Source organism: Variovorax sp. GW822-FHT04E09 (assembly GCF_058800845.1).
The window spans coordinates 634587-653345 of sequence record NZ_JBXAMR010000001.1; the positions used below are offsets into that span (position 1 = coordinate 634587).

Consider the following 18759-nt stretch of genomic DNA (forward strand, 5'->3'; position numbering starts at 1 on the left):
CTTCTCCTACGCGGAGACCACTTGCGCCACGCTACGCTATTGGTTCACACATCAAAACCGCGGCATGGCCCTCATCACGTTCCTCGTCGAGGACAACAAGACCATCAGGGACAACCTGGTCCCGGCCCTCGAGGACCTCGTCAACGGCCATGTCGTCGGCTATGCCGAAACCGAATCGGGCGCGCTCGCCTGGCTCGCCGCTCACCCCGATGCCTGGCAGTTGCTCATCGTCGACCTGTTCCTCAAGGAAGGCTCGGGCCTGGGCGTGCTGTCGGGCTGCCGCGAACGCGGCCCGCACCAGCGCGTCGTGGTGCTGAGCAACTACGTCACCCCCGACATCCGCACGCGCTGCCAGGCACTGGGCGCCGACGCAGTGTTCGACAAGTCGCGCGACCTGGACGCCTTCATCGAGTACTGCAACGCCGACCGCCCCTCGGGCCTGGCCGCGCTCTGAAGGCAGCCCCGCGCAACGGCTGCGCACCCCTGAATGAAAAAAGGGCCCGAGGGCCCTTTTGTCATGGAACGACCCGGTGAAGGGTCGTTGGCTGCAATGCGATCAGCGCACCACGGCGATCTGCGTGCGCACGCCACCCTTGTAGGTGAAGAGCGTCAGGGCGCCGTTCTTGATGTCGCCCTTTTCGTCGAAGGCGATCGGGCCGGTCACGCCCTTGTATTGCACCTTGCCGACTTCAGCCAGGTACTTTTCCGGGTCGGACGAGCCAGCCTTGGCCATGGCTTCGGCCAGCACGTTGACCGCGTCGTACACGTACGGTGCGTAGATCTGCACTTCGACGCCGTTCTTGGTCTTGAACTTGGCCTTGAAGTCTTCCAGCGGCTGCTTGAAGTCGCCGTCGACACCGCCGGCTTCGGCGCAGACCACCATGTCTTCACCGATGGCGTCGCCTGCCAGCTTCGGCAGTTCGCCGGTGCACAGGCCGTCGCCGCCCATGAACTTGACGTTCAGGCCGAGTTGCTTGACCTGCTTGAGCATCGGGCCGCCCACGGCGTCCATGCCGCCGAAGAACAGCACGTCGGGCTTGGCAGCCTTCAGCTTGGTCAGGATGGCGTTGAAGTCGGTCGACTTGTCGGTCGTGAACTCGTGGCCCACGATGGTCGCGCCTGCCGCCTTGGCAGCCTTCTCGAACTCTTCGGCAACACCCTGGCCGTAGGCCGTGCGGTCGTCGATCACGGCGATGTTCTTGCCCTTGAGCGTTTCGACGGCGTACTTGCCGAGCGTGCCGCCCAGCTGCGTGTCGTCGGCCACCACGCGGAACGTGGTCTTGAAGCCCTGGCGGGTGTACTTGGGGTTGGTGGCCGACGGCGAGACCTGCGGAATGCCGGCGTCGCTGTACAGCTTGGAAGCGGGGATCGTGGTACCCGAGTTCAGGTGACCGACGATGCCGTTGACCTTTTCATCGACCAGCTTCTGGGCGACTGCCGTGCCTTGCTTCGGATCGCCAGCGTCGTCTTCGGGAACCAGCACGAACTTGGCAACCTTGTCGCCGATCTTGAAGCCCTTTGCATTCAGGTCTTCGATGGCCATCTTGGCACCGAGCTCGTTGTCCTTGCCGAGGTGGGCAATGGGACCGCTGGTCGGGCCGACGTGGCCGATCTTGACGACCAGGGCATCAGCAGGAGGCGCAGCAGGGGCCGGAGCCGCAGCCGTGGGTGCCGGTGCCGCCGGAGCAGCAGCTTCTTCCTTCTTGCCGCAAGCCACGAGCGTGAGTGCAGCCAGTGCGACCGCAGTCCATTTCAATTGCATGAGAACCTCCAGAACTTGGATGAAAAGATATAAAAACCGGTCGTTCGATCCGGGCGTTCAGACCTCGCAAGTTTCGCGCCGCAGACCAGCGGCACCCTCACGCCATTCCGACCTGCGGCGCAGTTTAGCCGAGGATTTATGCGCCGGAAGTTGGCGTAGACCCTGTGTTTTCCCCTGTGTTTTCACAGAGTTCAGCGGCCATGGATTCGATGACGAGCGCACGCAGCACGGCCTCGATTTCGCCGCGCAGACGCGGCACCATTTCGTCGAGCTGATGCTGAACGGCAGCTGACACGGCGTCGCTCAATCGCTCCTCCAGCGACAGGTCGACGCGCTGCAGCACGCGGTGCAGCAATTGCTCTTCGAGGCTGACGATTTCGGCCGGCGTGAGCGACACCGACGGCGGCAACGCCACGGCGCTCGCGGGGTCGGGCGGCGGGGGCTGCGACACCGGCGCACCCGTGGGTCGCACCGTCTCGGCGACCGGCACGGGCTCGGCCGGAATCTCGAGCACGGTCGTCAGCGTCGGGACGAACCGGGGCGGCGTGCGCAGCGTGCTGGCCATCAGGAAGCGCTCCTTGCGAAATCGTGCGGCTGGATCGTGTAGCCCCGGTCGGCGTAGTGGCGCCAGCGGGTGCGGCCGACCTGCCGGTCGTTGGCCTCGTCGCTCACGATGTCGATCATGCGTTCGAAGCGTTCGAAGCCGGCCGGCACCTCCAGGCCCAGGTTGACCAGCATCTCGCGGTGCGGCAGCGAGGCCGCGTCCGAACCTTCGGCGCACAGGATCACGGGCGAGCGCGCCACCACATGGGCCGGCGCATCGGCGCGGCAGTGCGCGACGAAGTCGACCGGCGAGAGCTGCCAGAGCGCGGCATCGACCGTGTCGAGCGCGCGCGCATCGCCCACCATCACCACGCGCAGGCCGCGTGTGTTCACGGCCTTGCGAACCAGCCGGCAAGCGTAGGTGAGCTTGTCGGGCGCGTTGTAGTGAAAGCCGATGTCGGTCACTGCGCGGACCGGGCCTTTCGGGCCGGCTTGGCCGGGGCCTTGGGCGACGCGGCCTTCTTCACAGGCTTGGCAGCCTTGCCGGCCTTCGGCGCGGCGGCCGCGGCGTTGCTGCTGCCCGCGCGGTTCGTCAGGTACGACACCAGCAGGCCGACGGGCCGGCCGGTCGAGCCCTTGGCCGCCCCGCTCTTCCAGGCCGTGCCTGCGATGTCCAGGTGCGCCCAGGCGTAGTCGGCCGTAAAGCGCTGCAGGAACTTGGCCGCGGTGATCGCACCGCCGGCACGCCCGGCGATGTTGGCCACGTCGGCGAAGTTGCTCTTGAGGCCTTCGGCGTAGTCGTCGTCCAGCGGCAGGCGCCAGCAGCGGTCCTGCGAGGCCTCGCCGGCCGATTCGAGCGCGGAGGCCAGCGACTCGTCGCTGGCGAACAGGCCACTTCGCACGCCGCCCAGAGCCACCACGCAGGCGCCTGTGAGCGTCGCGATGTCGATGACGGCGGCGGGGTCGAAGCGCTTGGCATACGTGAGCGCGTCGCACAGGATCAGCCGGCCTTCGGCGTCGGTGTTCAGGATCTCGATGGTCTGCCCGCTCATGCTGGTGACCACGTCGCCGGGCTTGACGGCCTTGCCGTCGTTCATGTTCTCGCACGAAGGGATCAGGCCGACCACGTTGATCGCCGGCTGGATCGCACCGAGTGCGCGGAAGGTGCCGAGCACGCTGGCGGCGCCGCACATGTCGAACTTCATCTCGTCCATCTCGGCCGCGGGCTTGAGCGAAACGCCGCCGGTGTCGAAGGTGATGCCCTTGCCCACGAGCACCACGGGGGCCTCGTCCTTGGCGCCGCCCTGGTAGCGCAGCACGATGAAGCGCAGCGGTTCGGCCGAGCCCTGGGCCACGGCGGCGAACGCGCCCATGCCGAGCTTCTCGACTTCCTTCGGGCCCAGCACCTCGCACTTGATGCGCGGCAGCTTCGCCAGCCCCTTGGCGGCTTCGGCCAGCAGCGTGGGCGTGGCGTGGTTGGCGGGACGGTTGCCCCACTCCTTGGCCAACTCGATGCCGGCGACCGTGGCGCGGGCGTCGTCGAAGGCCTTGGCGACGGCGGGGCTGGCGGCCTCGGACACGCCCAGCGTCAGGTGGCGGATGCTGCGCGGCTCGGCCTTCGACTTGGTCGTGGTGTAGACATAGCTGGCATCGGCCGCGGCCGTGACGGCGGCGGCCACCGCAGCGGCGTCGGCCGGCTGCGCGAAGACGATCACGACGCGCTTGGGGCCATTGGCCTTGGCGGCGGCAACCGCCGCACTCACGGCGCTGCGCACCGAAGCGGCCTTGCCGTCGCCGATGGCGGCCAGCAGCACGCGCGAGGGCACCACGGTCTCGGGGCGGTACAGCGCGAGCAGCTTGCCGGCCTTGTCGGGCAGGTCGCCGGCCTTGCGGGCGCTGGCGGCGAGCACGGAAACGGGGTCTTTGGCGGTGGGGAGAGCGCTGCCGACGAGCACGATGAGGAGGTCGGATTTCTCGGCGGCGGCCTGGGCGACGGTGAGGGTCTTGAGTTGAAAGTCCATAATCCTTTTTTTCCTCGAACGATGTTATTCCATTCTTCCCTACGCAAGGAGCTGTCGCGCAGCTTCGGAGCGACCCTCGTCGTCCTGGTCACCATCGTGATGACCATGATGCTCATCCGTACGCTCGGGCTGGCGTCCAAGGGCAGCGTGAACCCGCAGGAGGTCTTCCTCGTGATGGCGTACACGGTGCTCGGCTACATGCCGACCATCCTGAGCCTGAGCCTGTTCATCGCCATCGTCGGCACGCTCTCTCGCATGTACCGCGACAGCGAAATGGTGATCTGGTTCTCCAGCGGGCGCGGCCTGGCCGATTTCGTCCAGCCGCTGTTCCGCTTCGCCTGGCCGGTGCTGCTGCTCATCGCAGTCATGGCGCTGGTGGGCTGGCCCTGGGCCAACTCGCAGACCATCGGCATGCGCCAGCAGTACGAGCAGCGCAGCGACATCGAGCGCGTCACGCCGGGTGAGTTCCGCGAGTCCTCGGGCCGGCTGCGCGTGTTCTTCATCGACAAGGACACGCCCGACGGCGCCACCGCCACCAACGTGTTCATCTGGGCCGTCGAGCGTGGGCTGCAGATCACCACGTCGGCGCGCAGCGGCCGCATCGAGGACATCGACAACCATCGCTTCCTGCTGCTGAGCAACGGCCAGCGCCTGGAGCGCCCGCTGTTCACGGAATCGGGCCTGAAGATCAGCGAGTTCAAGACCTACGGCACGCGTGCTGGCGGCAGCTCGAACGCCACCGGCGACAGCACGCCCACGCGCGCGCGCTCCACGCTCTCGCTGCTGCGCGACCGCAGCGATGCCAGCCTGGGCGAGCTGGGCTGGCGCTTCGGCATGCTGCTGGCCGCCATCAACTTCGTGCTGCTGGCGCTGACGGTGTCCAGCGTCAACCCGCGCGTGGGGCGCAGCGGCAACCTGGTGTTCGCGCTGTTCGCCTTCGTCGTCTACTACAACCTGCTGAACCTGGGCCAGAGCTGGATCAGCTCGGGCCGCTACGGCATGGGCTCCTTCATGCTGCTGCTGCACGGCGGCGTGTTCCTGTTCGCCACGGCCTGGCTCACGCTGCGCAACAACAACTGGTCGGCCCGCCGCCAGGCCCGCGCCAGCGCCGCAACGGCCGGCGCCCTGCCGGCCGTACCGCCTTCCCGGATCGACCCGACCTCGTGAAAACCATCCGCCGACTGATCTACGTCGAGGCACTGAAGGCCGTGGCCTTCGTGACGCTCGGCTTCCTGAGCCTGTTCTTCTTCTTCGACTTCGTCGACGAGCTGCAGTCCGTGGGCAAGCCCGAAAGCCTGGCCTACGGGCCGGTGCAGGCGCTGATCTACGTGCTGCTGCTGGTGCCCAGCCACCTGTACGAGCTGCTGCCGATCACGGTGCTGATCGGCTGCATCTTCGTGATGGCGCGGCTGGCACAAAGCTCCGAATACACCATCCTGCGCACCAGCGGCCTCGGCCCGTGGCGCGCACTGCGCACGCTGCTGCTGCTGGGGCTGGGCTTCGTGGTGCTCACCTTTGCCATCGGCGACTACATCGCGCCGCTGTCGGGCCGCACCGGCCAGCTGCTCAAGTCGCGCTACCAGGGCACCTATTCGCTCGTGGGCAACACCGGCGCCTGGCTGAAGGAAAAGCGCGGCGATACCTCGTATGCGGTCAATGTGCTGTCGATTTCGCGCGACGGCTCGCTGCAGAACACGCGCATCTTCGAGTTCGACGGCAACGGCTACGTGAGCAAGCAGCTCATGGCCAAGTCGGCCCGCATCCTCGACGACAGGTGGGTGCTCTCCGAGGTCGAGCAGCAGGACTACGAAACCCGCAGCGCCGACAAGGCCCGCATCACGACCACCCATGTCGAGAAGATGGACTGGCCCACCTCGCTCACCGCCGAAATGGTGTCGGTTGCGCTGCTGCGGCCCGACCGCATGAGTACCATCGACCTGTTCGACTACATCCGGCACCTGAACGCCAACGGCCAGACCGCGCAGCGCTACGAGATCGAGTTCTGGCGCAAGGTGTTCTATCCGCTGTCGTGCCTGGTGATGGTGGTGCTCGCCCTGCCCTTTGCCTACCTGCACTTCCGCCAAGCCGGCATCACGACCTACGTGTTCGGCGGCGTGATGATCGGCATCAGCTTCTTCCTGCTGAACAACGTGTTCGGCTACCTCGGCAACCTCAGCAACTGGTCGCCCTGGCTCACGGCGGCGGCGCCGGGGCTGATCTATTCGGTGCTGTCTCTCACAGCCTTCAGCTGGCTGGTCCTGAGGCGATGACCACGCAGGTGCCGGGCACGGTGCTGCTCGCGCACGGCTCGCGCGACGCGCGCTGGCGCGAGCCCATCGAGGCGGTCGCCGCCCGCATGCGCGAAGATGACCCCACGGTGCGCGTGAGCTGCGCCTACATGGAATTAGCAGCCCCCGACCTGCCAACCGCCGCCGCAGCCCTGATCGCCGACGGCGCCACCGCGGTGCATGTGGTGCCGCTCTTCCTGGGCATGGGCAAGCACGCCCGCGAAGACCTGCCGCTGCAACTGGACGCCCTGCGCCTGCGCTGGCCCGACGTGAACTTCTCGCTGGCCCCGATCGTGGGCGAATCGCCTGAACTGGTCGCTTTGCTGGCCCGGATTGCCATCAAATCCTGAAGTCCCGGTCATTTTTATAGACTTCAAAGGCATAATGAATTCCGCAATCAGACGGAATTTGATATGAATCTGCACCAGTTCAAGTTTGTTCAGGAAGCCGTGCGGCGCAACCTGAACCTCACCGAGGCGGCCAAGGCGCTCCACACCTCGCAGCCCGGCGTCTCCAAGGCGATCATCGAACTCGAGGAAGAGCTCGGCGTCGAGATCTTCGCCCGCCACGGCAAGCGCCTGAAGCGCATCACCGAACCCGGCCAGCACGTCATCGCCAGCATCGAACTCATCATGCGCGAGGTCGGCAACCTCAAGCGCATCGGCGAACAGTTCAGCGCGCAGGACAGCGGCACCCTCTCCATCGCCACCACCCACACCCAGGCGCGCTATGTGCTGCCGGTGCCCGTGGCCAACCTGCGCGAGGCTTACCCGAAGGTCAACGTGAGCCTGCACCAGGGCTCGCCCGACCAGGTGGCGCGCATGGTGATCGACGAGATCGCAGAGATCGGCATCGCCACCGAATCGCTCGACGGCTACGCCGAGCTGGTCACGCTGCCCTGCTACGAATGGCAGCACGTGCTGGTGCTGCCCAAGGACCACCCGCTGGCGGCCAAGGAGCGCGTGTCGCTCGAAGACCTCGCGAGCGAGCCGATCATCACGTACCACCCGTCGTTCACCGGGCGCACGCGCATCGACCACGCCTTCGCCCAGAAGAAGCTCACGCCGCGCATCGCGCTCGAAGCCATCGATTCCGACGTGATCAAGACCTACGTGCGCCTGGGCCTGGGCGTCGGCATCGTGGCCGAGATGGCCGTGCGCGACGAGTCGAACGCCGACCTCGTGGTGCGTCCGATGGGCCACGTGTTCGGCCAGAACATCGCGCGCGTCGCCTTCAAGCGCAGCGCCTACCTGCGCAACTTCGTCTTCAAGTTCGCCGAGCTGCTCTCCGACCGCCTCGACCGCAACCTGATCGCGAAGGCCCTGAGCGGCCACCAACAAGACTACGAACTCTGACCTTTCGCTTTTTCCCCCGCGACGACCGACCATGAGCACCGCCACCCCTTCGTCTTCTCCCCGCACGCCCGAGATCACCACCAAGCTGCCGGCTGTCGGCACCACCATCTTCACCGTGATGTCCACGCTCGCGGCCGAGAAGAACGCCGTGAACCTCGGCCAGGGCTTCCCCGATTTCCACTGCGATCCGAAGCTGCTCGAAGACGTGACCGCCGCCATGGCGGCCGGCCACAACCAGTACCCGCCGATGCCGGGCATCCCGTCGCTGCGCGATGCCATCGCCGCCAAGATCGAGGCGCTCTACGGCCGCAGCTACAGCGCCGCGACCGAGATCACGGTCACGGCCGGCGCCACGCAGGCGATCATCACGGCCATCCTGGCCATCGTGCGCCCCGGCGACGAAGTGATCGTTCTGGAGCCCTGCTACGACAGCTACGTGCCCAACATCGACCTGGCCGGCGGCAAGGTCGTGCGCGTGCCGCTCGTGCCCGGCACCTTCCGCCCCGACTTCGACAAGATCGCCGCCGCGCTCACGCCGAAGACGCGCGCGATCATCATCAACACGCCGCACAACCCGAGCGCCACGGTCTGGACCGAGGCCGAGATGCGACAGCTCGAAGACCTGCTCGCGCCCACCGACGTGTTCGTGATCAGCGACGAGGTCTACGAGCACATGGTGTTCGACGACGCGCGCCATGAAAGCGTGGCGCGCTTCCCCGGCCTGGCGGCGCGCAGTTTCATCGTCAGCAGCTTTGGCAAGACCTACCACGTCACCGGCTGGAAGGTCGGCTTCGTGGCTGCGCCCGCGCCGCTGATGGCCGAGTTCCGCAAGGTGCACCAGTTCAACGTGTTCACGGTGAACACGCCGATGCAGCACGCGCTGGCGCAGTACATGGCGCGGCCCGAGCCCTATCTGGAGCTGCCGGCCTTCTACCAGCGCAAGCGCGACCTGTTCGCGGCCGGCCTGGCCGAGAAGACCCGCTTCAAGCTGCTACGCAGCGAAGGCAGCTACTTCCAGTGCGTGGACATCTCGGCGGTGAGCGACCTGTCGGAGGCCGACTTCTGCCTCTGGCTCACGCGCGAGATCGGCGTGGCGGCAATCCCGCTGTCGGCCTTCTACGGCGACGGCTTCGACCAGCGCGTGGTGCGCTTCTGCTTCGCCAAGAAGGACGAGACGCTGCTCGCCGCGCTCGACCGCCTCGCGAAGCTCTGACGCCGGCGGCCACGCTCCGGGGGCAGCGATGACGATGAACCGGCCGCGCTGGATCCTGCTGGCCCTGGCCCTCTCGTTCCTCGTGGTGGGCGTCGCCGACGCGTTCCTGCCGCCGCTGCGCGGCAAGGACTACACCGCGCTGGACGTGGCGCATGTGTTCCTCATCTCGGCGCTGTGCTACACGTGGTGCCGGGCCGACGGCCTCGCCCGCGGCGTGCCGGCGCCCGGCCGCTCGGCGCTGCTCGCGGGCATCTTTCCGCTGCTGGGCATCCCGGTCTATCTCTTTCGCACGCGCCCCTGGCGACGGGCCTTGCTGGCCACGCTGGGGGCCGCGGCCTTCCTGGTGTCGAGCCTCGTTCTGGCCGCCGTGGGCACCTTGTCGGCCGAGTGGATGCGCAACTGAAAGCCGCCCGAATGAACCCCACCCGCCTCATCACGCGCATCTTCACGCTCGTCGGCGCGCTCATGCTCCTCGGCGGCTGGCTGCTCTACCAGAACACCGCGAAGTTCATCGCATCGGCCGGCAAGGCGCAGGGCGAGGTGATCGCGCTGCAGTCCGCGGGAGGCTCGAGCCGCAGCAATTCGCCGACGTGGCGCCCGCTGGTGCGCTTCACGCTGCCGTCGGGCGCGATCGTCGAGTTCTCGCCGTCGAGCAGCAGCAACCCGCCGGCCTACGACAAGGGCGAAATCGTGGGCGTGTTCTTCAACCCCGCGAACCCGCAGGACGCCCGGCTCGACGGCTTCTTCGACCTGTGGGGCGGCGCCGCCATCGTCGGCGGGCTGGGCGCCATCTTCCTGGCGGTGGGCGTGGCCATGCACTTCCTGCTGGCAGGCGCACCGGTAAAGCGCCGACGCCCGCGGTAGGACAGCCCTGACCGCGTCAGGGGCGGCTCTCCGGCGCTCGCGGCGCCCCGGGACGATGAGCATGGAGGCTCGTGACAACAACGTCCCAGGAGAAAAAACATGTCCCTCTCGTTCATTCTGCTGATCGTCCTGATCCTGCTGCTGATCGGCGCGCTGCCGAGCTGGGGTTACAGCCGGTCCTGGGGCTACGGGCCCAGCGGCGGCCTCGGGCTCGTGGTGCTGGTCCTGGTGATCCTCGTGCTCATGGGCCGCATATAGCGCCCGCGCCATCATGAAAAAAGCCCGCGTCGCCGCGGGCTTTTTTTACGCCTGAAGCTGCGCCCAGGCCTTGTCGAGCCGCTTCACGCTCACCGGTTGCGGCGTGCGCAGCTCCTGCGCGAAGAAGCTCACGCGCAGCTCCTCGAGCAACCAGCGGAATTCGAGCATGCGGTCGTCCACCACGCCCTTGCGCTCGGCCACGAGGCGCCAGTAGCGCTGCTCTTGCGGCTTCAGCTCGGCCAGCTTGGCCGTGTCGCGCGCGGGGTCGGCACGCAGCTTGTCCAGGCGCAGCACGATGGCCTTGAGGTAGCGCGCGAAGTGCTGCAGCTGCGTCCACGGCGCGTCGGCGATGAAGCGCTTGCCCACGAGCTTCTGCAGCTGCTGCGCCGCATCCTGCACCGCCTCGGGCTGGATCTTCGTGTCCTTGATCTTGCGCGCCGCCGCCGCGTACTCCACGAGGATGACGCCCGCGAGCCGCGCCACCTCGTTGGCGATCAGCGTGAGCCGCCCGCGCCCCTCTTCGAGCCGCTTCTTGAAGGCGAACTCGTCGGTGGGCAGCGGCTCCTGCAGGAAGGCGCGGTCGATCGCCACGTCGATGATCTGCGTGCGCAGTTCTTCCGACGTGCCCAGCGGCATGTAGGCGACCGACATCTTCTGCAGGTCGGGGATGTTCTTCTCGAGGTACTTGAGCGCGTCCTTCAGCTGCAGCGCGAACAGGCGGCGCAGGCCGGCGCGGTGCTTGGCCGCCGCCACGGCGGGCTCGTCGAACACCTCGATGGTCACGGCATCGCCTTCGTCGCGCAGCGCCGGGAAGCCGATGAGCGACTGCGAACCGCGCCGCACTTCCATCAGCTCGGGCAGCTCGCCGAAGGTCCAGCTCGTGTAGCGCTGGCCGGCGGGCAGCGTGGGTGCGGCCTTCTCGGGCGCGGCGTTCTTCGCCGGGGCCTGGGCCCCGTTCGCAGGCGCGGCCTTGGGGGCCGGCGACGCCTTCACGTTGAGCCCTGCGAGCGCCTGGAATGCACCGCGCGCCTGCGCGCCCAGCTCCGCCTTCAGCGCGCCGAGGTTGCGGCCCATGCCCAGCTGGCGGCCATGCTCGTCGACGATGCGCAGGTTCATGAACAGGTGCGGCGCCAGCATGTCGAGCTTGAAGTCGGCGCGCTTCACGTCGATGCTGGTCAGGTCGCGCACGCGCTTGAGCAGCACGTCGGTGAGCGAGCCGGTGCCGAACAGTTCGGGCTCCGACAGCTCTTCCGCGAGCTTCGTGGCCGACTCGGGCAGCGGCACCAGCCGCGAGCGCGGGCGCTGCGGCAGGCTCTTGAGCAGCGCCTGGATCTTGTCCTTGAGCATGCCGGTCACCAGCCACTCGCAGCGCTCCTCGTTCACCTGGTTGAGCACGAACAGCGGCACGCTGACCGTGAGGCCGTCCTTTGCGTCGCCCGGTTCGTGCAGGTAGCTCGCGGCGCAATCGACACCGCCCAAGCGCAGCGTGGGTGGGAACGACTGCGTCGTGATGCCGGCCGCCTGGTGGCGCATGAGCTCGTCGCGCGTGAGGTACAGCAGGCGCGGCTGGTCTTTCGAGGCGTGGCGGTACCAGTTCTCGAAGGCGATGCCGCTGGCCACGTCGGCCGGCAGCTGCGCGTCGTAGAAGGCGAAGATCAGTTCGTCGTCGACCAGCACGTCCTGCCGGCGCGCCTTGTGCTCCAGGCCTTCGACCTCGCGCACCAGCTTGCGGTTGGCCGTGAGGAAGGGGAACTTGCTTTCCCATTGCCCGCCGACCAGCGCTTCGCGGATGAAGATCTCGCGCGCCGACACCGGATCGACCTTGGTGAAATCGACGCGCCGCCCGCTGTAGACCACGAGGCCGTACAGCGTCGCGCGCTCCAGCGCCGAGACCTGCGCGCCCTTCTTCTCCCAGTGCGGGTCGAGCAGCTGCTTCTTCAGCAGGTGCCCCGCCACCTGTTCGAGCCACTGCGGCTCGATGTTGGCGATGCCGCGCCCGAACAGGCGCGTGGTCTCGACCAGTTCGGCCGCGACAATCCAGCGCCCCGGCTTCTTCTTCAGGTGCGCGCCGGGGTGCTTGTAGAACTTGATGCCGCGTGCACCGAGGTAGGCCTCGTCGTCTTCCAGCTTCCAGCCCACGTTGCCGAGCAGGCCCGCGAGCATCGACAGGTGCAGCGGCTCGTAGCCGGCCGGCGTGGCGTTGATGCGCCACTTGTGCTCGGTGACGACCGTGAGCAGCTGCGAATGGATGTCGCGCCATTCGCGCACGCGGCGGATGTTGATGAAGTTCTGGCGCAGCAGCTGCTCGTACTGGCGGTTGCTGAGCTTGTGCGTGTCGCCGTGGCCGCCGCGCGCGTCGGAGATCCATTTCCAAAGGCGCAGGTAGCCGCTGAACTCGCTTTTCTCGTCGTCGAATTTCGAGTGCGCCTGGTCGGCCTGCTGCTGTGCGTCCATCGGGCGGTCGCGCACGTCCTGCACGCTGAGGGCCGAAGCGATGACGAGCACTTCTTCGAGCGCACCGCGCGTGCGGGCTTCCAGGATCATGCGGCCCACGCGCGGATCGAGCGGCAGCTTGGCCAGCTCGGCGCCGGTGGCCGTGAGTTCGTTGGCATCGTCGACCGCACCCAGTTCATTGAGCAGCTGGTAGCCATCGGCAATGGCGCGCGGCGATGGCGCTTCGAGGAACGGAAAGCGCGCGACGTCGCCCAGCCGCAGCGACTTCATGCGCAGGATCACGCCCGCGAGCGACGAGCGCAGGATTTCCGGATCGGTGAAGCGCGGGCGACCCGCAAAGTCCTTCTCGTCGTACAGGCGGATGCAGATGCCGTTCGCCACGCGGCCGCATCGGCCCGCGCGCTGGTTGGCCGCGGCCTGGCTGATCGGCTCGACCAGCAGCTGCTCGACCTTGCTGCGGAAGCTGTAGCGCTTGACGCGCGCCGTGCCGGTGTCGATCACGTAGCGGATGCCCGGCACGGTGAGCGAGGTCTCGGCCACGTTGGTGGCCAGCACGATGCGTCGGCCGTGGTGGCTTTCGAAGATGCGGTCCTGCTCGGGGCCCGAGAGCCGGGCGAACAGCGGCAGCACCTCGGCATTGCGGAACAGCGGCTGGTGGCTGACGTGGCGGCGCAGGTGGTCGGCCGCCTCGCGGATTTCGCGTTCGCCGGGCAGGAAGATCAGGATGTCGCCCGCGTTGTGCGGATCGCGCCAGAGTTCGTCGACCGCATCGGCGATCGCGTCGTTCAGGTCGTGCTCGCGCGATTCCTCGAACGGCCGGTAGCGCTGCTCGACCGGGAAGGTGCGGCCCGACACCATGATCGTCGGCGCCGGCCCTTTGGCCGAAGCGAAGTGCTGCGCAAAGCGGTCGGCATCGATGGTGGCCGAGGTGACGATCACCTTCAGGTCGGGCCGGCGCGGAAGGATCTCGCGCAGGTAGCCCAGGAGGAAGTCGATGTTCAGCGAGCGCTCGTGGGCCTCGTCGATGATGAGCGTGTCGTAGGCCTTGAGCAGCGGATCGGTCTGCGTCTCGGCCAGCAGGATGCCGTCGGTCATCAGCTTCACCGAGGCGTCGCGGCTCAGGCGGTCCTGAAAACGCACCTTGAAGCCGACCACATCGCCCAGCGGCGTCTTCAGCTCTTCGGCGATGCGCTTGGCGACCGAACTCGCGGCAATGCGTCGCGGCTGCGTGTGGCCGATGAGGCGGCCCTTGCCGGGCTCGGCGTTGAGCTTGCCGCGCCCGAGCGCCAGCGCGATCTTCGGCAGCTGCGTGGTCTTGCCCGAGCCCGTTTCGCCGCAGACGATCACGACCTGGTGCGCCGCAATGGCGGCCATGATCTCCTCGCGCCGGCCGGAGACCGGGAGCGATTCGGGAAACTCGATGCGCAGGGGGGCGGGAGGTGTGAGGGTCGTCAAGGCAAAGCAGTCGTCGGTCGTTGCGCGCGGCGGCAGGCGGGCAAACCGCCAATTATCGCGGGGGCCCGGCGCTGTTGCATGGCATCCACAGCGAGGCCGCATGCAGCAGGTGGCGCAGAAAATTTCGTAAAGACTCTTTACTCTACCGCATGCCGCCGTTACGATCGCGGCCATGACCTCCTTCCTTGCCCCCCTTTCGATGCGCATCCGCTGCGCAAGCCGCGTCCTTGCACGCGGCGGGGTCAAGGCGACCCGCCCGGCCTGACGAAGCCCGCGCGCCGGCTTCAGCTTCCTTCGCGGAACTGAACGCCCACCGCTCGCGCTTCACTTCGGTCGAAGCGCGCCAGCCTGACCCGCACAGCGCCTGCACCACCGCCCTCCTCGCATCTCGCGTGGAGAAGCGGCCGCATTCCTGTTTCCGTGTCCCGAATCATTCGAAGAAAAAAAGAACCTCATGTCGCATCCAGACATTTCCCGCGACCTGCACACCACGCTGGCCGAGCGCACGCGCCACCTGCAGGCCATTGCCCATTCGCTGAAGGCCGAGCTGTTCGGCATCGACGAGATCATCGATCGCGTGATCGATTCGCTGCGCGCCTGGTACGTGCTGCCGCAGCTCATCAGCCGCCCGGTCGTCATCTGCCTGTGGGGCCTGACCGGCACCGGCAAGACGCAACTCGTGCGGCGCCTGGCGCAGCACCTGGGCTTTTACGACCGCTTCATCGAAGTGCAGATGGACGGCTTCAGCCACGGCTCGGGCCACCGCACCGCCGGCTCGATCTCGGCCATGCTGGCCGAGTCGGGCATCGCCGAGGGTGCGCCCGGCATCCTCGTGCTCGACGAGTTCCAGCGCTTTCGCACCGTGGACGCCAGCGGCAAGGAAGCGCGCGTGGAGCGCTACCAGGACGTGTGGGCGCTGCTCTCGGACGGCCGCCTGCCGCCGTCGCTGTCGGTGCTCAGCGAGATCGAGTCGTCGCTGGCCTGGGCCGAGTACGACCAGGACCGCCGCACCGATGACGACGAAGAAGACGAAGAGGAAGACGCTGCCAAGGCTGGCAAGACCAAGCGCAAGCGCCGCCTGCAGCTCTCGCCCTGGGAAGCGCAGGAGTTCAAGCGCTGCCTGAAGCTGCGCGAGTCGCTGCTCGAGATCATGACCTGGAAGCCCGACGAGATCCAGGCGCGGCTGCGCGCCTTCCGCGCCTCGCAGGACAACTGGGAAACCGACTACTCCAAGCTGCTGGTCTTCGTCTCGGGCAACCTCGACGAGATGTACGCCGAGACCGCCAAGCGGGTGGAAGACTGCGACACCGACGCCGACATCTTCCACGCGCTGACGAAGAAGCTCTCGCTCATCGACGTGAAGAAGGCGCTGGCCGAACGCTTCAAGCCCGAGCAGGTCGCGCGGCTGGGCAACAACCACGTGATCTACCCCTCGTTCAGCCGCGCCACCTACGTGCGCCTGATCCTGTCGATCTGCGACCGCTACGTGGGCGAGATCCAGGAAAGCTCGGGCGTGCGCTTCGTACTCGACGCGAGCGTGTACGAGCAGATCTACGCCAACGCCGTGTTCCCGGCGCAGGGCACGCGCCCGCTGTTCTCGTCGATCCACGCGATCCTGAGCGCGACGCTGGTCAACGCCGCGCTGTGGGCGCTCGAACAGGGCGCGCACGGCAGCGAGCCCGTGTGGCTGATGCTCGACCCCGGCGAGGTCACGCCCGGCGGCCCGCGCCTGGTCGCGCGCTTCCGGCTGGCACGGCGCGAGTTCCCGGTGGCGCTGGAGCTGAACCGGCTCAAGCAGCGCGCCAACGCCGACTTCCGTGCGCTGCTCGCGGTGCACGAGGCCGGCCACGGCCTGGTGTACGCCCTGCTCTTCGGCCGCGCGCCGCAGGAGATCCGCATCAACGTGGCCTCGTTCGAGGGCGGCTACAACAGCTACGTGAAGCGCAAGGCCTGGTCCAAGCGCAACCTGCTCGACAGCGTCTGCGTGAGCCTGGCCGGCCGCGCGGCCGAGCGGCTGGTGTTCGGCGAATCGGGCTGCACCACCGGCGCCGAGCGCGACCTGATGCAGGCGACCGCCACGGCGGCGCGCCATGTGCGCCACCTGGGCTTCGGCGCCCGCTGGAGCCGCACCGACGTGACGACCGATTCGAACGACAACCTCAACACCGACGTGGCCGCCACCAACCGCGAGATCGAGGCCATCCTGGCGCGCGAACACACCCGCGCGCTGGGCCTGCTCGAAGCGCACGCCACCGCCTTCATGGCGGTGGTCGATGCGCTGATGGCGCAGGGTTCGATCGCGCCGGACGAGCTCGCCGGACTGCTCGGCCTGCCGCTGGCACCGGCCGCGCCGGCGGGTGCGGCCGAGGCGGCGGTCGAGCCGCTGGACGCCTACGCCGACCAGCTCGAGGCCTTCAAGGCCCGCGGCACGCCCGCCGCGGCCGGGGCCGGCCGGCTGCTGCGCGCCCTGGCATGACGCGCTGCACCAAAACCTTGCCAAGAATGCACAATCACGCCCCATGTCCACCGTCTTCAATTTCACCTTCGTGCCCTGGTTCCGCTCGGTCGCGCCCTACATCCACACGCACCGCGGCAAGACCTTCGTGGTCGCGCTGGCGGGTGAGGCCATCGCGGCGGGCAAGCTGCAGAACATCGCGCAGGACCTGGCCCTGATCCAGAGCATGGGCGTCAAGATCGTGCTGGTGCACGGCTTTCGCCCGCAGGTCAACGAGCAGCTGGCAGCCAAGGGCCACGAGGCGAAGTACTCGCACGGCATCCGCATCACCGACGCCGTGGCGCTGGACTCGGCGCAGGAGGCCGCGGGCCAGCTGCGCTACGAGATCGAGGCCGCCTTCAGCCAGGGCCTGCCCAACACGCCCATGGCCGGCTCGACGGTGCGCGTGATCTCGGGCAACTTCATCACCGCGCGCCCCGTGGGCGTGGTCGACGGGGTGGACTTCAAGCATTCGGGCCTGGTGCGCAAGGTGGACGCGGCCGGCATCCGCCGCACGCTCGACTTCGGCGCGATGGTGCTCATGTCGCCCTTCGGCTTCTCGCCGACCGGCGAGGCCTTCAACCTGACGATGGAAGAAGTGGCGACCAGCGTGGCCATCTCGATCCAGGCCGACAAGCTGATCTTCCTGACCGAAGTGCCGGGCATCCGCGTGGACAGCGAACTGCCCGAGAGCGAGGACAACCCGATCGACACCGAGCTGCCGCTGGCCGCCGCCGAGAAGCTGCTGGCCTCGCTGCCGCCCGCGCAGAAGCCGACCGACACCGCCTTCTACCTGCAGCACTGCGTGAAGGCCTGCAAGGGCGGCGTGGAGCGCAACCACATCCTGCCGTTTGCGCTCGACGGTTCGCTGCTGCTCGAGATCTACGTGCACGACGGCGTCGGCACCATGGTCATCGACGAAAAGCTCGAAAGCCTGCGCGAAGCCACGGTGGACGACATCGGCGGCATCCTGCAGCTCATCGAGCCCTTCGAGCGCGACGGCACGCTGGTCAAGCGCGACCGCACAGAGATCGAGCGCGACGTGGGCCACTACACGGTCATCGAGCACGACGGCGTGATCTTCGGCTGCGCGGCGCTGTACCCGTACCCCGAGGCGAAAACGGCCGAGATGGCCGCGCTCACGGTGTCGCCGCAGTCGCAGTCGCAGGGCGACGGCGAACGCATCCTCAAGCGCATCGAGCACCGCGCCAAGGCCATGGGCCTGGAAAGCATCTTCGTGCTCACCACGGTCACGATGCACTGGTTCCTCAAGCGCGGCTTCCAGCAGGTCAACCCCGACTGGCTGCCCGAGGCGCGCAAGCGCAAGTACAACTGGGATCGCAAGAGCCAGGTGCTGGTCAAGAAAATCTAAAGAAGAAACCCACCCGAAGAAAGACGCCCCGATGACGCTCGCCACCGCCCTGCTGTTCGCCATCGTGGCCTTCGCGGCCATCGCCACGCCCGGCCCCACGGTGCTGCTAGCCCTGAGCAACGGTTCGCGCCACGGCGTGCGCCGGGCGCTGCCGGGCATGCTCGGCGCGGTGCTGTCCGACTTCGTGCTGGTCGGCGCCGTGGCGCTCGGCCTGGGCGCGCTGCTGGCGGCTTCGGAGTTCTGGTTCTCGATGCTCAAGTGGGTGGGCGCGGTCTACCTGGCCTGGCTCGGGCTGCGCATGCTGCGCTCCCAGGGCGGCTTCCAGCTGCCGAGCGCGGACGCCGCGGCCACCGTCACGGCGATCGAAAGCCGGCGCATCTTCTTCAAGTCGTTCCTGGTGGCGGTGACCAACCCCAAGGGCTACATCTTCTGTTCGGCGCTGCTGCCGCAGTTCATCGACCCGGCCGCCGCGCAGGCGCCGCAGTACCTGATCATTGCGCTGATCTTCGCGGGGCTGGACATGGCGGTGATGCTGGCCTACGCCTTCGTCGGCGCCCGCGCGATCCGGCTGCTCACGGTGTCAGCCACGCGCTGGATCGACCGCGCCTGCGGCGGCATGCTGCTGGCGCTGGCAGGCTCGCTCGCTTTCTACCGGCGCAGCGCGGCCACCGCCGTCTGAC

At 67.7% G+C, this 18759-nt stretch carries 17 protein-coding genes; 12 read left to right on the top strand and 5 right to left on the bottom strand.

All coding sequences use genetic code 11. The features are described from left to right. The first annotated feature begins 64 nt into the window (after positions 1-64). On the top strand, positions 65-454 hold the full coding sequence (locus AC1RL8_RS03015) for a response regulator (RefSeq protein WP_062470237.1): 390 nt from the start codon (positions 65-67) through the stop codon (positions 452-454). A gap of 102 nt (positions 455-556) precedes the next feature. On the opposite strand, the gene AC1RL8_RS03020 is transcribed toward AC1RL8_RS03015, so the two are convergent. The 4 genes from AC1RL8_RS03020 to AC1RL8_RS03035 form a co-directional block, all read right to left on the bottom strand. Next, entirely contained in the window at positions 557-1762 is a 1206-nt protein-coding gene (locus tag AC1RL8_RS03020; protein WP_062470234.1) for a branched-chain amino acid ABC transporter substrate-binding protein, read from the bottom strand. 136 nt (positions 1763-1898) lie between these two features. Continuing rightward, the gene (locus AC1RL8_RS03025) at positions 1899-2327 is read right to left on the bottom strand and encodes a hypothetical protein (protein WP_139701649.1); all 429 of its coding nucleotides are present in this window, start codon (positions 2325-2327) and stop codon (positions 1899-1901) included. Beyond that, positions 2327-2770 (bottom strand): DNA polymerase III subunit chi, encoded by a 444-nt coding sequence (locus AC1RL8_RS03030; protein WP_492687176.1) that lies wholly within the window; start codon positions 2768-2770, stop codon positions 2327-2329. The genes AC1RL8_RS03025 and AC1RL8_RS03030 overlap by 1 nt, the downstream gene beginning before the upstream one ends. Next, positions 2767-4326, bottom strand: coding sequence for a leucyl aminopeptidase (locus AC1RL8_RS03035; RefSeq protein WP_492687177.1), 1560 nt, complete (start codon positions 4324-4326; stop codon positions 2767-2769). Before AC1RL8_RS03035 ends, AC1RL8_RS03030 begins: the two co-directional genes overlap by 4 nt. Positions 4327-4347: 21 nt before the next feature. Between AC1RL8_RS03035 and lptF the strand changes: the two genes are divergently transcribed. The 8 genes from lptF to AC1RL8_RS03075 all read left to right on the top strand — a co-directional run bounded on the left by lptF (position 4348) and on the right by AC1RL8_RS03075 (position 10304). After that, on the top strand, positions 4348-5493 hold the full coding sequence (gene lptF, locus AC1RL8_RS03040) for an LPS export ABC transporter permease LptF (protein ID WP_492687178.1): 1146 nt from the start codon (positions 4348-4350) through the stop codon (positions 5491-5493). Beyond that, complete coding sequence (gene lptG / locus AC1RL8_RS03045) at positions 5490-6596, top strand: LPS export ABC transporter permease LptG (protein WP_492687179.1); 1107 nt, start codon at positions 5490-5492, stop codon at positions 6594-6596. The genes lptF and lptG overlap by 4 nt, the downstream gene beginning before the upstream one ends. Beyond that, positions 6593-6964 (top strand): sirohydrochlorin chelatase, encoded by a 372-nt coding sequence (locus AC1RL8_RS03050; RefSeq protein ID WP_492687180.1) that lies wholly within the window; start codon positions 6593-6595, stop codon positions 6962-6964. The genes lptG and AC1RL8_RS03050 overlap by 4 nt, the downstream gene beginning before the upstream one ends. 63 nt (positions 6965-7027) lie before the next feature. Further along, positions 7028-7969: a CysB family HTH-type transcriptional regulator gene (locus tag AC1RL8_RS03055; RefSeq protein WP_062470216.1), complete on the top strand. Its 942-nt coding sequence runs from the start codon at positions 7028-7030 to the stop codon at positions 7967-7969. 31 nt (positions 7970-8000) lie between these two features. Continuing rightward, complete coding sequence (locus tag AC1RL8_RS03060) at positions 8001-9182, top strand: pyridoxal phosphate-dependent aminotransferase (RefSeq protein WP_095745413.1); 1182 nt, start codon at positions 8001-8003, stop codon at positions 9180-9182. 28 nt (positions 9183-9210) lie between these two features. Further along, positions 9211-9585, top strand: a complete 375-nt coding sequence (locus AC1RL8_RS03065) for a rard protein (RefSeq protein ID WP_492687181.1) — start codon at positions 9211-9213, stop codon at positions 9583-9585. An 11-nt stretch (positions 9586-9596) separates the two neighbouring features. Continuing rightward, positions 9597-10046: a DUF3592 domain-containing protein gene (locus tag AC1RL8_RS03070; protein WP_492687182.1), complete on the top strand. Its 450-nt coding sequence runs from the start codon at positions 9597-9599 to the stop codon at positions 10044-10046. Between the two features lie 99 nt (positions 10047-10145). Continuing rightward, the gene (locus AC1RL8_RS03075) at positions 10146-10304 is read left to right on the top strand and encodes a DUF3309 family protein (protein WP_082817953.1); all 159 of its coding nucleotides are present in this window, start codon (positions 10146-10148) and stop codon (positions 10302-10304) included. A gap of 45 nt (positions 10305-10349) precedes the next feature. On the opposite strand, the gene hrpA is transcribed toward AC1RL8_RS03075, so the two are convergent. Next, on the bottom strand, positions 10350-14315 hold the full coding sequence (gene hrpA, locus AC1RL8_RS03080) for an ATP-dependent RNA helicase HrpA (protein ID WP_492687183.1): 3966 nt from the start codon (positions 14313-14315) through the stop codon (positions 10350-10352). Positions 14316-14667: 352 nt separating this feature from the next. Between hrpA and AC1RL8_RS03085 the strand changes: the two genes are divergently transcribed. Genes AC1RL8_RS03085 through AC1RL8_RS03095 form a run of 3 tightly spaced genes read left to right on the top strand, consistent with a single transcriptional unit; the run spans position 14668 to position 18758 of the window. Then, positions 14668-16689 (top strand): AAA family ATPase, encoded by a 2022-nt coding sequence (locus AC1RL8_RS03085; protein WP_492687184.1) that lies wholly within the window; start codon positions 14668-14670, stop codon positions 16687-16689. 43 nt (positions 16690-16732) lie between these two features. Next, positions 16733-18079: an amino-acid N-acetyltransferase gene (gene argA, locus AC1RL8_RS03090; protein WP_062470199.1), complete on the top strand. Its 1347-nt coding sequence runs from the start codon at positions 16733-16735 to the stop codon at positions 18077-18079. Between the two features lie 31 nt (positions 18080-18110). Further along, positions 18111-18758, top strand: a complete 648-nt coding sequence (locus tag AC1RL8_RS03095; protein WP_492687185.1) for a LysE family translocator — start codon at positions 18111-18113, stop codon at positions 18756-18758. Position 18759 lies beyond the last annotated feature (1 nt).